Here is a 14,800-nt window from a genome sequence, read left to right as displayed (position 1 = left end):
TACCAAAACAGGAAAAATTTATGAGTATTAAAATTGGTATTGTCGGTGCTACAGGATACACAGGAGTAGAATTACTGCGCCTTCTTGCCCACCACCCCGAAGCAGAAATCATTGCCGTTACCAGCCGAAATGAAGCAGGAATAAAATTAAGTGAATACTTTCCCAGTCTGCGTGGGCAGTACGATGATCTGGTGTTTCAACATCCAGAACAAGCCTCTTTAAAGGATTGTGACGTCGTTTTTTTTGCTACTCCCAATGGCATAGCTATGCAGGAAGCACCACCTTTACTGGCACAAGGTGTAAAAGTTATTGACCTATCAGCGGATTACCGCATCAAAGATGTTTCTCTGTGGCAACAATGGTATCCATTTACTCATAGTAGCCCAGAATGGGTTGCGAAAGCTGTATATGGTCTGTGCGAACTAAACCGCAGAACCATCGCCAATGCACAATTAGTAGCGAACCCAGGCTGTTATCCGACCTGCGTCAGCCTGCCTTTAATCCCATTGCTGCAAAAGCAATGCCTGATTGATAATCAGCCAGTAATAGCAGACTGCAAATCTGGTGTTTCCGGTGCAGGGCGCAAAGCGAGCTCCAGCAATCTGTATGCTGAATGCAGCGATAACTTTAAGGCTTATGGCATCAGCGGACATCGTCATTTACCCGAAATTAGACAAACCCTTAATCATCTACATCCCCAGATGGGAAACAATCTAGTTTTTGTTCCCCACCTTACCCCCTTGATTCGCGGCATGCATGCCACCATATATGTACAGGTAAAAAATGGTTACAATCCAGCCAAAATGATTGATGAATACTATTGTAACAGTCAGGTAGTAGACGTCATGCCAGTTGGCAGTACGCCGGAAACTCGGTCTGTTCGCGGAGCAAATCTTTGTAGAATCAGCGTACAACAAGCTCCTGAAAATAATACATGGATTATTTTGTCAGTCATAGACAATCTAGTTAAAGGCGCAGCGGGACAAGCAGTTCAGAACATGAATATCATGTATGGGCTGGACGAAAGCTGTGGATTAACATTTGCTCCCCTATTGCCATAATAGCCGGCAGGATAGACAATCCAGTATGCACTTATCTTTTAAAAGGAATTGCCATGTCAGAAACCGATATTGAAACACCCATTGTATTTACCGAAAGCTGCTGTACCAAAGTTAAAGATTTGATTGCTGAAGAAAATAACCCCGATCTTAAACTGCGGGTATTTGTAACTGGAGGAGGTTGTTCTGGTTTTCAGTATGGCTTTACGTTTGATGAAATCGTAAATGAAGACGATTTTGAAATTGAAAAAGACGGATTAACCTTTTTGATTGACCCAATGAGTTACCAATATCTTGTCGGAGCAGAAATTGATTACTCCGAAAGCCTGCATGGTTCGCAATTTGTCATCCGCAATCCCAATGCCACCACCACATGTGGCTGTGGTTCATCTTTTTCTGTTTAACCCTAAAACTTTAAAAGCAATTCAATTAAAATAAATCAAAATTAACTAAATTTAAAAAAACCTCAACCAGCCAAAACAGGCTGGTTTATTTTTTAACTAAACAATGAACATTAAAATATAATTAAATTGACAAGTTTTAAAAAAAATCTGTCATCTTCAATAAAATGTAAAATAACAAGTTATTTACATTAGAATTTTTATACCAAGCTTATAATAATCAAGGTGCCAGAGCAGTAAAGGCCTTTCTTACTTAATAATAAATTAATAAGGAGCTTTACCATGAACCATGATTTAAAAAAATGCCCAGTTACCCACCTGACCACTGATCTGGGTGCCCCGGTATCTGATAATCAGAACAGTCTCACCGCCGGTCCTCGTGGCCCATTATTGGCACAGGATCTGTGGCTAAATGAGAGACTGGCTAATTTCGTGCGCGAAGTCATTCCCGAACGACGAATGCATGCCAAAGGTTCTGGCGCATTTGGTACATTTACTGTTACTCACGATATTACACAATATACATGTGCCAAATTGTTTAGTCAGATTGGCAAAAAGACCGAAATGTTTGTTCGCTTTTCAGAAGTAGCAGCCGAACGTGGCGGCGGCGATGCAGAAAGGGATATTCGAGGATTTGCCATGCGTTTCTACACCGAGCAAGGCAATTGGGACATAGTTGGTAATAACACACCTGTTTTTTTTCTGCGCGATCCTCGCAAATTTCCGGATTTAAACAAAGCAGTCAAACGTGACCCACGTACCAACCTGCGGAGCCCTACTTATAACTGGGACTATTGGACACTGCTTCCCGAAGCCTTTCATCAAGTCACTATTACTATGTCAGACAGAGGCATTCCAGCTAGTTACCGTCATATGCATGGTTTTGGTTCCCACACCTTCAGCTTTATCAATGCCAACAAAGAACGATTTTGGGTTAAGTTTCATTTCCGTACCCAACAAGGCATCAAAAATCTTACCGATGAAGAAGCTGCCAACATCATGGGACAGGATCGGGATAGCCATCAGAGAGATCTCTACAATGCTATAGAAAAAGGAGATTTTCCAAAATGGACTATGTACGTTCAAATCATGCCCGAAACTGATGCAGAAAAAGTACCTTATCACCCATTTGATTTATCCAAAGTTTGGCCACATGGCGATTATCCGCTTATCGAAGTAGGCGAATTCGAACTAAACCATAATCCCGATAACTATTATCTTGATGTTGAACAAGCTGCTTTCGCCCCCAGCAATTTGGTTCCGGGCATAAGCGTTTCACCCGATAAAGTATTGCAGGCTCGTTTATATAACTACGCAGATGCTGCTCGTTATCGCGTTGGCGTAAATCATCATCAGATACCAGTAAATAAAGCCCGTTGTCCCGTATTCAGCAATCATCGTGATGGCTTAACTCGAGTGGACGACAACTACGGTAGTCTGCCACATTACGAACCAAATAGTTTTCATCAGTGGCAAGAACAACCTGAATTCAGAGAACCACCATTAAAAATACACGGAGATGCAGACTTCTGGAATTTTCATGAAGACGATAATGATTATTTCAGTCAGCCGCGAGCTCTTTTTAATCTGATGAGTGATGCTCAAAAACAGGTATTGTTTGAAAATACCGCACGAGCCATGGGGGATGCACTTGATTTTATTAAATATCGCCACATCCGCAATTGCCATGCCTGCCATCCTGATTATGGCGCCGGTGTAGCCAAAGCCTTAGGCATGACCGTTGAAGATGCTCTGGCTGCGCGCAGCAGCGATCCAGCTCAAGGTTGCGCGGTTTTAATTTAATTATTCATGTCTATCAGAAATCCTTAAACATTTAAAACTAAGGATTTCTGATTTCTATTTTTGTTTTGAAAATATTGTTTAAAACTTAAAATAAATCGATAGTCAAAACAACTGATGAAAAGAATAAATAATATCAAACAATTAAAAAGAAATATTCTAATATTTTATTAGCCTAATTTCCATGTTTTTTTAGTAAATAGATGGCTGTTAAATAATAAATTATAAAATCTAGAAATCTAAATTGCCATAATCTGTATGTATTTATTATTTCAAGATATATCTATTATCATTTTCTTGTTTAGTTTCAATCATAGTGTTTTATTTTTAAACCTAGCAAGCCAAAAATATGTTATTAACCACATGAAAAATTTAATAATTTAAATATTCGTTTTCCTTATTCATTATATCTTTCCCGATCTAAGCCTGAATCTAAATATGGCTATAAAGTTATAAATCTTTTAATATAATACTGATAAACTTAATTTTAATATAATTAGAGAGAAACTTGAAATTAATATTAGAGTTTATAATTAGCAAATTATTTAAATATTATTTCATAGACATTAATTTTGTAAGACAAATATATATAAAACTCTTTTTTTTAATTCATTATATATACTGAAATTTAATTATCCAACTCTATACCATTTCAATATTAAAAATTATAACTAACTAATAAATATAATAACCACATAATTTTCAAACTATTCTAGGTGTATTAATTTTTAAGAATTTGTGTTAAATTATAATAAATTATACTAACTTATTTACTCACACCTATGCAGCCATCTTCGGAATCATCTGAAACATCTTCAGCACAAAAAAATAATATTGCTTTGTCAGCACTCGTTTTACTAGCCCACTATCATGGTATTGCAGTCAATCCGGCAGATATAACGCATAAATACACAGAAAAAGAAGATTTAAATGTTGAGCAATGGCTTCTTGCTGCAAAAGATTTAGGGCTGAAAGCAAAGCTGGTAAAGCATCGTATAGAGCGGCTTTCATTAGTAGCATTACCAGCAGTAGTCTGGCGGGATGATGGACAACATTTTATTTTAGCCAGAGTAGATGGCGACCGGTATCTGATACAGGATATAACACAGGGCAAACCGGTTATACTCAGCCAAGAAGAATTTGCACAGCGTTATTCTGGTCAACTGATTCTGGTTACTTCTAGAGCATCTGTACTTGGGCAATTAGCTAAATTTGATTTCACATGGTTTATTCCTGCTGTAATTAAATATCGCCGGATTTTTCTGGAAGTATTGGTAGTATCGGTTTTTATTCAGATTTTCGCTCTGGTGACGCCTATGTTTTTTCAGGTGGTCATGGATAAAGTTCTGGTACACCGCAGTTTCTCTACTCTTGATGTTATTACCTTTGCATTACTAGTAATTATTATTTTTGATGTAGTCCTCAGTGGTCTGCGTACTTATGTCTTCGCCCATACTACCTCACGTATTGATGTCGAATTAGGCGCAAGACTCTTTCGTCATCTTTTAAGCCTGCCTCTGGCTTATTTTGAACATCGCCGAGTAGGTGATACGGTGGCAAGAGTACGGGAGCTTGAGCAAATCCGTAACTTTTTAACTGGGCAAGCTCTGACCTCTGTTCTGGATTTGTGCTTTTCATTTATATTTCTGATAGTCATGTGGTTTTATAGTGGTTGGCTTACATTGGTAGTGATTATTTCACTCCCCTGTTATGCCTTCTGGTCCGCCACCATCAGTCCCATACTACGTTCTAGACTGAATGAAAAATTTGCGCGCAATGCTGATAATCAGTCTTTTCTTGTTGAATCGGTAACTGCCATTGGTACGATCAAAGCCATGGCTGTAGAACCTCAGATGACCAGACGCTGGGATCAGCAGCTTGCAGCTTATGTCAGCTCGGGCTTTCGTGTTGCCCGTCTGGCTACTATAGGCCAGCAAGGCGTACAGTTCATCCAAAAAATGGTCACACTTATTACTTTATGGCTTGGCGCGCATCTGGTAATTAAAGGTGAACTCACTGTAGGACAGTTGATCGCTTTTAACATGCTTGCAGGACAAGTAGCCGCTCCGGTTATCCGTCTGGCTCAGTTGTGGCAGGATTTTCAGCAGGTGGGTATCTCTGTGTCCAGACTTGGGGACATTTTAAATACCCCAACAGAAAATCCCACTTCACGTATGGCCTTACCCAATATTAAAGGACAAATCGAGTTTGAAAAAATCTCATTTCGCTATCGTCCAGATGGTGCAGAAATTCTACGTGATTTGAATTTAAAGATTAAGCCGGGTGAAATACTAGGAATTGTTGGTCGTTCCGGTTCTGGTAAATCTACATTAACCAAACTAGTGCAACGCTTATATACGCCAGAGCGTGGACGGGTACTGGTTGATGGTAATGATTTAGCACTGGCAGATCCTGCGTGGTTACGTCGTCAGGTAGGCGTTGTTTTACAGGAAAACGTTCTGCTAAATCAGAGTATCCGCGCTAATATTGCTCTTGCAGATCCCGGCATGCCGTTAGAAAAAATAATGTATGCAGCAAAAATGGCTGGTGCACACGATTTTATTATGGAGTTGCCTGAAGGATACGACACAATTGTTGGTGAGCAAGGTGCAGGATTGTCTGGCGGACAACGACAACGTGTTGCCATTGCTAGAGCACTGGTTGGAAATCCGCGTATTTTAATACTTGATGAAGCGACAAGTGCGCTAGATTATGAATCTGAACGTGCAATAATGAAAAATATGCAGGCTATTTGTAAAGGTCGTACCGTTTTGATTATTGCTCATCGCTTATCTACAGTGCGTATGGCTAATCGCATTATTGCCATGGATAAGGGTAGCATTGTAGAAGAAGGTACTCATCAAGAATTACTGGCTAAACCAGATGGCTATTATCGCTATTTATATCAGCTGCAAAACAGCTGAAACGAATCAGAATAAGAAAATAATATATGAGTATTCGCATTCAAGCATTTAAAGATTTCCTGCAACGTTATAGCACAGTATGGAAAAATGTGTGGGCCGTACGGTTTCAACTCGATCCACCTAAACGCGATAAAGATGAACGTGCCTTTTTACCAGCACATCTGGAATTAACCGAAACTCCTCTATCCGCGGCACCAAAGTGGACCGCTCGTCTGATTATTCTGTTCGCAGTAATCGCTCTTCTATGGGCTCTAATTGGTAAACTGGATATTGTTGCAGTGGCCACGGGCAAAACAACACCAGGTGGACGCAGCAAAGTTATTCAACCATTGGAAACTTCGGTAGTAGATAAAATTGCAGTAAAAAATGGCGACCATGTGAAAAACGGGCAAGTACTTGTCGAGTTAAGTGGCATTGGCTCTGACAGTGATTATGCACAATCGGAAAAATCTTTACAGGCGGCTCGTTTGAATAAATTGCGTCTGGAGGCTGTAATCCGCGCATTAAATTCTCATCAGCCTCCTATGCTGGATAAGGAGCTTGCTACGCAGTGGCACCTTAGTCCCGATCAGATTACAGAAGCACAATCTCTGGCTTTAAATCAGTATCAGACTTGGTTTACTCAAGATGCACAATTGCAAACGGTGCTGCGTGAACATCAGGCTCAGCTTCAGGGTACTCAGTCTCAGGTAAGCAAGCTGGAGCAAACTACAGCCATTGAACAAAGCCGTACATCAGACTATAAAGACTTACTGGCACAAAATTTTGTTTCGAAACACGCTTACTATGAACAGGAAAGCAAATTTATTCAGAATAAAAACGATTTAGCTAGTCAGCGCAGTCAGTTACGTCAGATACAGGAAAGTATTCGTGAAGCAGAGCAAAATCGTCAATTACAAACCAGTACACTCAAACGAGATACGCTAGATCAGCTTCGACAGGCAAACGAACAAATACAGCAACTCACTGAAGCAACAGAAAAGGCTTTACAACGCAAACAGCTAATGACTTTGAAATCCCCTGTTGATGGTACAGTACAGCAGCTAGCCACCTATACTGTGGGCGGTGTGGTGACTGCCGCTCAACAGATTATGGTGGTGGTGCCTGATCAGGATCAGATGGAAATTGAAGCATTGGTATCAAATAAAGATATCGGTTTTGTCAAAGCTGGGCAGAATGCAGTTATTAAAATCGAATCTTTCCCCTACACTCGTTATGGTTATCTAACCGGAAAAGTAAAAAATGTTAGCTTTGATGCTATTGAAGATGAAAAACTAGGATTGGTGTTTGCTGCAACAATTGTTCTAGACAAAAATTATTTAATGATAGATGGTAAAAAAGTTAATTTGACTGCAGGTATGAATGTTACTGTTGAAATTAAAACCGGTAAGCGTCGCGTTATTACTTATTTATTAAGCCCGTTACAAACCAAAGTAGATGAAAGTATGCGAGAACGCTGATGCACAAAAATTACCCCTTTAATTGCAGAAAATTTATCTGTACTTTACTCGGCTTCGTATTTCTACACTCTAATGCACAGGCATTCGATTTATTCGAAGCTTGGCAGGCTGCAATCAATTACTCTGCAGATTATGCTGCGGCACAAAGCGAGCGGGATGTACAAAAGGAACAACTGCCACAAACTCGAGCTGCTTTACTGCCACAAGTAAATACTAACTATGTATACCAGAAACAACCTTCCTCTTTATCCAGTACGACTCAGACTCACGGATGGAATGTTCAGGCAAGTCAATCATTATTTGATAAATCCAAATGGGCACAATATCAGCAGGGTAAAATCACAGCCAGCATGGCTGATTGGCAGCTGGAAAATGTGAAAGAAGATTTACTTTTTAAAGTTGCTAAAGCCTATTTTCAGGTTTTATTGATAGAAGACAAATTGGTTTCAATTGAGAAAGAAAAAGAAGCTTACGCCATGCAAATCAAACAGGCTAAAGCTTTATTCAATAAGGGTGCGGCCACTATTGTAGACACCAATGAAGCTCAGGCAGGCTATGAAGCTGCCCGCGCAAAAAAAGTCAGTAGTATGACAGATTTGTTGGTAGCACAAAATAATCTAGCCAATATTACAGGATTGGATCCCAAACAAACAAAGCGGTTGAAACACACCGATTTTGGTGATTTACTTGGGAAAACAAGTAAATCAGACTGGCTGATGCTGGCACAAAAAAATAATCCGGAATGGCAGCAACAAAAACTGGCTCTGCAAAATGCCAAACAGGCTTATATTGCCGCCAAAGCTGAAAACTGGCCTAAACTAACTCTAAATGGTGGGTATCAGGATAATCATCAGATTCAGCAGTTTTATGGTATGGATCATGGCACGCGAAGTAAAGGAGGTATTGTAACCGTTCAACTTTCAATGCCTTTATTTTCAGGAGGAATGATTCACAGTAAAATCAAGGAAGCAGCAGCCAAAGAACAGCAAAATAAATTTCAACTAATTGCTACTGAACGTAAAATTAAGCTGAACATAGATCAGGCTTATCAAACAACTATGGGTAATCTATACCAGATTCAGGCCCAACAACAATTATTGAAAGCCAATGCAGTAAAACTTCAAGCTACGCAATTGGGACGTAAGGTTGGCATACGAAGCAATTTGGACGAATTACAGGCTTTGCAGGCCAAAGCTGATGCAGAGCAAAAACTGGCAGAAGCGCAGTATAGCTACATTACTACTTATATACAGTTGCTTCAAAGTGCAGGTGTTCTGACACAAATGAACGAACAGAAAAAACTGCATAAATTGCTTTATTAAATATATATTTTCTATTTGATTTAAGAAAAAATTAAATAGCTATTAAAATTAACTTTGATAACTCTTTTTAAAAGCTGTTTAGATTATTATTTAATCATTCATTGAAAGTTTTGATAAATAAAAATTTAGATTCTTAAGTGACTTTGCTGACCTATATTTCCCCATGATGAATCAAGAACTGAAATTATATGAATAAATTAGAATATATTGAATAACAAATATTCACGTACAATGGAAAGATATTTTTAAAAAGTTTTTTTCGAAATTCTAATTATTCAGAGTATTTCTTTTGACGTATTTGTTTTTGCTCAGTTGTATTCGATTTTGCTTGAAATAGCTAGCTTATCTCTATCATTCTTATTTATATAAAAAAAAATCATAATAATGATATTGTAAAAAATGATTGTTGATTATTCGGAATAGTTGTAACTTAAGCTAGATTCTATATCAAAATAATATTTCATTTCTGCTGAATTTCATGTGAATTATTTATTATGAACTACTATAGGGGAAAAAAATAATTGATACCCTACTGATAAATTTCTTTACCTATAGGGCATCAATATATTCTTACTATCTCTTTTCTTGTCGCCTTATAAGATAGACTGCCAAACCTAAAAATAAAAGTGTCGGCAAAAAAGCTGCTACCGGTGTTGGCACTCCATATAATTGACTGGTAAAACCAAATAAACGACCCGAGAAATGAAAAAACAAACCCAAACAGATGCCGTAAAATAGTTTCAAGCCCATATTACCGCGCCGGTTTTGTTGAGGTGTAAATGCCAATGCCACCAGCGCCATAACAATGCAGGCTAATGGATAAGCAATTTTGCGCCACCAAGCGAGTTCATAACGAATTATTTGCTGGTGATTATTTTTCAGGTGCTTGATATACGTAGATAATGCGACTATAGACATTTGCTCTGGTGCTACCAGCAATATATTGAGCAGCTGATGATTTATGGACATATGCCAATCAACATTTTCCAGATGGTTTATGACAATCTGATGTGCTTGCAATATTGATTGGTCTACCTGATGCAAATGCCATTTTGTCTGTTTACCCGCCTGAGTATGCACATCTACATTAGCACTGGCAGCATGTAATGTTTCACTTAAATGAAATTGATCATCGTGTCGGTATATGCTGATATCTTTTAAACTACCATCTGGCAACATTTCTGCTACATTTACAATATCTTGGCCCTGTTTGAGCCAGATACCGCTATCTCCAGCACTAATAGTGTTTTGACGAGCGTGCAACTGATATTGTTCTGCATATGGTCCTGTTTTAGGAACCACATATTCACCTAATAATGCTGCGATAATTGCAAACATTAGACCAAATTGCAGCATCATACCAATGATGCTGGCCAGACTAATTCCAGATGTTCGGATGACGGTAAATTCACTATGGCTGGCCATCTGATTCAGACAAACCAAAGCACCTACCAGTACGGCCAGAGGCATCAGTTCGTAAGCATGAGTGGGAATCAGCAATAAAACATAAAACAGCATTTTATCGGCCGTATATCGTCCGTCACCAACATGGCTAATTTCCCCCATAATATCGAAGAAGCTGTACAAGCTAATCAGCGCTAAAAGTGCATAAATTGTACAAATCGATAGTTGGCTAATTACATAACGATTGAGCAGACGCATCAGGAGCGGCCTCCCAGCAATGATGTAAATGCTGTTTTAAATGGTGCTGAAGGCATATCCCGCCAGCGTAATAGAAATAAAAACACCAGAAACATCAACAGATGCATTGGTATGATACCCAACCATAGCGGAATACGTTCATTCTCAACTAAGTCACGTAGAAAAGTGAGTCCGTTCTGGTATATCAGGAAAATGGCTATTGCAATCAGGATATTGTAAGTATGACCTGTACGCGGATTAAAATAAGACAAAGGTAAGGCAAGCAGAGCCAGAATAATTACGCTAATCGGTAGTGACAACCGCCACATCAGCTCAGCTTTATAAATGGCTTCATTACTACTTAATAGTGCCGCTGTTGGTATGGTATGTCTATTTTGCTTCGGATCAATAATCATTGTATTGACACTGATTACAAGTGTCATTTTGTTAAATGAAGCTCTTTGATAATCTGCCTGTCCGGGTTGTCCGTAATAGCGGAATCCGTCTTCAAGTGTCAGAATTCTTTTTTCTCCATCCTGTTTAAACTCCCCTCTTTTGGCAAATACGGTACTGTCTTTGCCATTTTTTTCTTTTTCACGTACAAAAAGATTGCTGGCCTTGCCCGTATCAGGATCAAAAGTTTCAATGAAATAAACTCGAGGATGGCTTTTACCTATTTCTCTGAATACGCCCGGTTCGAGCAAAGACATTTCCTGTTTCTGTTTCAGTAATTCTGCAAATTCTCGGCTGCGCCATTCTGCCCACGGCTGTATCAGCATTGATACCAGCGCAACCAGCACAGCAAATGGTATGCTGAATTTCATAATTGGAAAAATCCAATTTCTTAATGATAAGCCACTGGATAGCCAGATTACCATCTCACTGTCACGCCAGTAGCGTGTCAATACTGTAATGATGCTGATGTAGGCTGTCAGAATTAGTAATACCGGCGTCAGACCTATCGTCCAAAACCCAATCAGCGCTGTTACCGCATCAATGGCTACCCGCCCGCTGGCAGCTCTTCCAAGTAAATTGATTGCCTGAGTGGCCACCAGTACAACAAGTAAAATCACGAATATGCCAACGGCCGTCCATGATAATTCTTTAATAAATTGGCGTTGATAAATCATAAATTAATAAACACATCTGCGACTGTCCATATTTTACTGACAGCCTGCGTTACAATAGGGGAATCCAAATCTGCCTAAAGGCTGATTTGAACAGAATATATACAACGCCCTTAGATTGGGAGAAGAAATATGAAATTTAGCATAAAAACCGAACTATTGCAGCCGCAAAACAACAGTTCTTTACTGATTATCGCCGCTGCCAACAATAATCGCAATAACACAGTTATCGATACTTTGCTGTCTCAATTAGACCAGCAAGAAAAAGATTTTCTTGCTACACATACACTTGAGCAGAATCAGTTACAAGCTGTAGCGGTTGCACGTATAGAAGAGGAGGATTATGCCAGCATACAAAAACTGGCAACATCTGTAGCATGCTGGGCCAAAGAACAAATTCGGATTGATGTGGATCTGAGTTTAGTTTCAAAAGTCATTGTGCAAAAATGGGTACAGGCATTTACTATCGCTGTAGGTGAGGCAGTTTATCGTTTTGACACTTTTAAAAAAAATGCTAAGCCAATCAAATTGGAGCAAGTACATTATTATACTACTCAAGAAGTAAATGAATACCTTATAAAAGCTGAAGCCATAGTTTACGGAATGAATATCTGTAAAGACCTTGGTAATGCACCCGGTAATGTATGTACTCCATCCTATCTGGCCTCTACAGCGGCTAGGATTGCTGAAAACGTAGGTGCCAGTGCCCGTATCATGTCTACTGCAGAACTTCAGGAAATGGGGATGAATGCGTTACTGGCTGTAGCTCAGGGCAGTACAGCAGGTGCCTACCTGATTGAACTGCAATATCATGGTGCTCCTGAATCGGATGAGAACCCAGTGGTATTGGTAGGTAAAGGTATTACCTTTGATTCGGGAGGAATTTCGCTTAAACCGGGCGCAACTATGGATGAAATGAAATTTGATATGTGCGGCGCAGCTTCAGTTATCGGAGCGTTTGCAGCTGCAGCAAAACTTAAGCTGCCCTTAAACCTAGTTGCAGTTATTCCTACTTGTGAAAATATGCCATCGGGTAATGCTGTCAAGCCTGGTGATGTAGTAAAAGCCATGAATGGATTAAGCATCGAGGTGCTAAATACTGATGCAGAAGGCAGGCTGATTTTATGTGATGCGCTGACCTACGCGGAACGTTTCCAGCCTAAAGCTGTTATCGATCTCGCTACTTTGACAGGTGCATGTATTATTGCTCTGGGGCATGTAGCTCAGGGAGTACTAGGCAATAATCAACCACTAATAGAACAGTTGTTAGAAGCAGCCAACAATATTAACGATAAAACTTGGCAGTTGCCGTTATTCGATGAATATAAAGAACAGCTGAAATCCAATTTTGCGGATTTGCAAAATATAGGTGGCCGGCCCGCTGGTACGATTACTGCCGCGGCATTTCTTTCTTATTTTACAAAATCCTACCCATGGGCACATTTGGATATCGCTGGTACAGCATGGCATTCCGGCTCTAATAAAGGTGCAACAGGCCGACCCGTGCCACTGCTAGTGGAGTATCTGCTTCAACAAGTCTAAATGCGAGATGATATGGCCACTACCACTTTTTACACGCACCTCTCTGACATAGTTTCGTTCACCTGCCGGCTGACACAAAAAGTGTTTAAAAGCGGGCTAAGTGTATTAATTTGGCTGGAAGATGCAGGTAAAGTCAACGAACTTGATCATGCTTTGTGGTCATTTAACGCTACTAGTTTCCTGCCACATGAAATCTGGCCTCACTCACAGCCTTTACCCGTAGAAGGACAATGGGTATTACTTTCTTATGGCAATGATTTACCTGCTATTAAAAATGATTGGGTAGTTATTAATCTGGCAGATGTTTATTGGTCTGAAGCACCACAAAGACCAGAGCGTGTATTAGAGCTGGTGGCTAATGATCTGGATGAAGTCGCAATGGCAAGACAAAGATTCCGTACTTATAAGGAAGCAGGATTCGTAATCGAACACCATGATATGCGTAAAGAAAAATAAATCGTCAAACTAAAATTAGCGGGTTTTTATTAACCCGCTAATTTTATATTTTTTATTTCAAAAGTTTGCTAACGACTTGCGATAAAGGCGTATCGGTTACTGGTTGCTGTATGATATTTTGCAAGGTACGGCTATCTAGAATACCAAACTCAGGACGCTTAGCTGCACACTTATAATCTGCGGTAGCGATGCGTTCTACCTTTACTTTACTATAGCGATCATCTATTTTGGCAGCTTCGATAAAAATGCGCTGAGCAAATTCTGCCCAGCTCATTTGCTGACTACCAGCAAAATGGAATATTCCACGTGGCGAACTCTTTAATTCAGCTAGGCGGATGATGGCTTCAGCTAAATCTCCGGCATAGGTTGGACAACCAATTTGGTCATCAACGACCCGGATAGTCGGTGCTTCCAAACCTTTTTGCAACATAATTTTAACAAAATTGTGACCATGTTCACTGTAAACCCAAGAAGTTCGGATGACTGCAGTTTCAACATGGGCATTTAAAGCAAGTAATTCACCTGCCAATTTACTGTGTCCGTAAATATTTGCTGGATTAGGAGCCATATTTTCAGTGAGCACCACATGATGATGTCCATCAAATACCTGCTCAGTGGACAAATGAATCAAACGTGCACCAATCGACTGTGCAGCCTGTGCTAGATTCAGAGTTCCGGTTGCATTAACTGCAAATGCTTTATCGCTATCTGTTTCAGCGGCATCGACTTTAGTATAACCGGCAGCATTGATGATCATATCCGGTTCAAATGTCTTAACCATATTGAGCACATTATGTGCATCTGTAATATTCAGTGTCTGAGAATCACTGGCTATCAATTCCCAGTTTTCAGGAAATCTTTCCCGCAAGCAACTTCCTACCTGACCTTTTGAACCCGTTAATAGAATACGCATAGCGAAGCCTTTATTATCAATGAGCAATGTAATAATTAATATTGTAATATCAATAATGCTGCATACATTATGTAGGATTAGTAAAATAAACTAACAATGAGAATATTGTTACACAACGAAATTTTATTTTCAGCTGTGTTTGATACATTAATTAAA

11 protein-coding genes are annotated in these 14,800 nt (G+C 39.5%); 8 read left to right on the top strand and 3 right to left on the bottom strand.

Features of this window, described 5'->3' with window-relative positions; translation table 11 throughout:
- Window positions 1–20 precede the first annotated feature (20 nt).
- The 6 genes from argC to J3U75_RS06310 all read left to right on the top strand — a co-directional run bounded on the left by argC (window position 21) and on the right by J3U75_RS06310 (window position 8,965).
- Window positions 21–1,061, top strand: a complete 1,041-nt coding sequence (gene argC, locus J3U75_RS06335) for an N-acetyl-gamma-glutamyl-phosphate reductase (protein WP_267391096.1) — start codon at window positions 21–23, stop codon at window positions 1,059–1,061.
- A 53-nt stretch (window positions 1,062–1,114) separates the two neighbouring features.
- Complete coding sequence (erpA, locus tag J3U75_RS06330; RefSeq protein ID WP_100141308.1) at window positions 1,115–1,462, top strand: iron-sulfur cluster insertion protein ErpA; 348 nt, start codon at window positions 1,115–1,117, stop codon at window positions 1,460–1,462.
- Between the two features lie 279 nt (window positions 1,463–1,741).
- Window positions 1,742–3,262, top strand: a complete 1,521-nt coding sequence (locus J3U75_RS06325; RefSeq protein WP_267391095.1) for a catalase — start codon at window positions 1,742–1,744, stop codon at window positions 3,260–3,262.
- Window positions 3,263–4,041: 779 nt separating this feature from the next.
- A complete protein-coding gene (locus J3U75_RS06320) occupies window positions 4,042–6,183 on the top strand; it encodes a type I secretion system permease/ATPase (protein ID WP_267391094.1) in 2,142 nt (713 codons plus the stop codon).
- A gap of 26 nt (window positions 6,184–6,209) precedes the next feature.
- Window positions 6,210–7,643, top strand: coding sequence for an HlyD family type I secretion periplasmic adaptor subunit (locus J3U75_RS06315; RefSeq protein WP_416384694.1), 1,434 nt, complete (start codon window positions 6,210–6,212; stop codon window positions 7,641–7,643).
- Complete coding sequence (locus J3U75_RS06310; RefSeq protein WP_267391092.1) at window positions 7,643–8,965, top strand: TolC family protein; 1,323 nt, start codon at window positions 7,643–7,645, stop codon at window positions 8,963–8,965. Before J3U75_RS06315 ends, J3U75_RS06310 begins: the two co-directional genes overlap by 1 nt.
- A gap of 573 nt (window positions 8,966–9,538) precedes the next feature.
- Here the strand turns inward: J3U75_RS06310 and lptG are convergent.
- Both lptG and lptF read right to left on the bottom strand, forming a co-directional pair.
- On the bottom strand, window positions 9,539–10,627 hold the full coding sequence (gene lptG / locus J3U75_RS06305) for an LPS export ABC transporter permease LptG (RefSeq protein WP_267391091.1): 1,089 nt from the start codon (window positions 10,625–10,627) through the stop codon (window positions 9,539–9,541).
- Window positions 10,627–11,736, bottom strand: a complete 1,110-nt coding sequence (lptF, locus tag J3U75_RS06300) for an LPS export ABC transporter permease LptF (RefSeq protein ID WP_267391089.1) — start codon at window positions 11,734–11,736, stop codon at window positions 10,627–10,629. Before lptF ends, lptG begins: the two co-directional genes overlap by 1 nt.
- Before the next feature lie 129 nt (window positions 11,737–11,865).
- Here lptF and J3U75_RS06295 point away from each other — a divergent pair, with 129 nt between their 5' ends.
- Window positions 11,866–13,275 (top strand): leucyl aminopeptidase, encoded by a 1,410-nt coding sequence (locus tag J3U75_RS06295; RefSeq protein WP_267391087.1) that lies wholly within the window; start codon window positions 11,866–11,868, stop codon window positions 13,273–13,275.
- A complete protein-coding gene (locus J3U75_RS06290; RefSeq protein WP_267391085.1) occupies window positions 13,276–13,731 on the top strand; it encodes a DNA polymerase III subunit chi in 456 nt (151 codons plus the stop codon).
- A 52-nt stretch (window positions 13,732–13,783) separates the two neighbouring features.
- Here the strand turns inward: J3U75_RS06290 and rfbD are convergent, their stop codons facing one another.
- Entirely contained in the window at window positions 13,784–14,644 is an 861-nt protein-coding gene (gene rfbD / locus J3U75_RS06285; RefSeq protein ID WP_267391083.1) for a dTDP-4-dehydrorhamnose reductase, read from the bottom strand.
- Window positions 14,645–14,800: the final 156 nt, after the last annotated feature.

Source organism: Snodgrassella sp. B3088, assembly GCF_026535815.1.
GTDB lineage: Bacteria > Pseudomonadota > Gammaproteobacteria > Burkholderiales > Neisseriaceae > Snodgrassella > Snodgrassella alvi_E.
The sequence above is the reverse complement of the archived record's forward strand: the minus strand, read 5'-3'. Positions and strand labels throughout refer to the sequence as shown.

What these genes read in the sequence shown, in the direction of transcription:
- argC (WP_267391096.1), top strand. Translation starts at nt 21, where the DNA reads ATGAGTATTAAAATTGGTATTGTCGGTGCTACAGGATACACAGGAGTA.
- erpA (WP_100141308.1), top strand. Translation starts at nt 1,115, where the DNA reads ATGTCAGAAACCGATATTGAAACACCCATTGTATTTACCGAAAGCTGC.
- J3U75_RS06325 (WP_267391095.1), top strand. Translation starts at nt 1,742, where the DNA reads ATGAACCATGATTTAAAAAAATGCCCAGTTACCCACCTGACCACTGAT.
- J3U75_RS06320 (WP_267391094.1), top strand. Translation starts at nt 4,042, where the DNA reads ATGCAGCCATCTTCGGAATCATCTGAAACATCTTCAGCACAAAAAAAT.
- J3U75_RS06315 (WP_416384694.1), top strand. Translation starts at nt 6,210, where the DNA reads ATGAGTATTCGCATTCAAGCATTTAAAGATTTCCTGCAACGTTATAGC.
- J3U75_RS06310 (WP_267391092.1), top strand. Translation starts at nt 7,643, where the DNA reads ATGCACAAAAATTACCCCTTTAATTGCAGAAAATTTATCTGTACTTTA.
- lptG (WP_267391091.1), bottom strand. Translation starts at nt 10,627, where the DNA reads ATGCGTCTGCTCAATCGTTATGTAATTAGCCAACTATCGATTTGTACA.
- lptF (WP_267391089.1), bottom strand. Translation starts at nt 11,736, where the DNA reads ATGATTTATCAACGCCAATTTATTAAAGAATTATCATGGACGGCCGTT.
- J3U75_RS06295 (WP_267391087.1), top strand. Translation starts at nt 11,866, where the DNA reads ATGAAATTTAGCATAAAAACCGAACTATTGCAGCCGCAAAACAACAGT.
- J3U75_RS06290 (WP_267391085.1), top strand. Translation starts at nt 13,276, where the DNA reads ATGCGAGATGATATGGCCACTACCACTTTTTACACGCACCTCTCTGAC.
- rfbD (WP_267391083.1), bottom strand. Translation starts at nt 14,644, where the DNA reads ATGCGTATTCTATTAACGGGTTCAAAAGGTCAGGTAGGAAGTTGCTTG.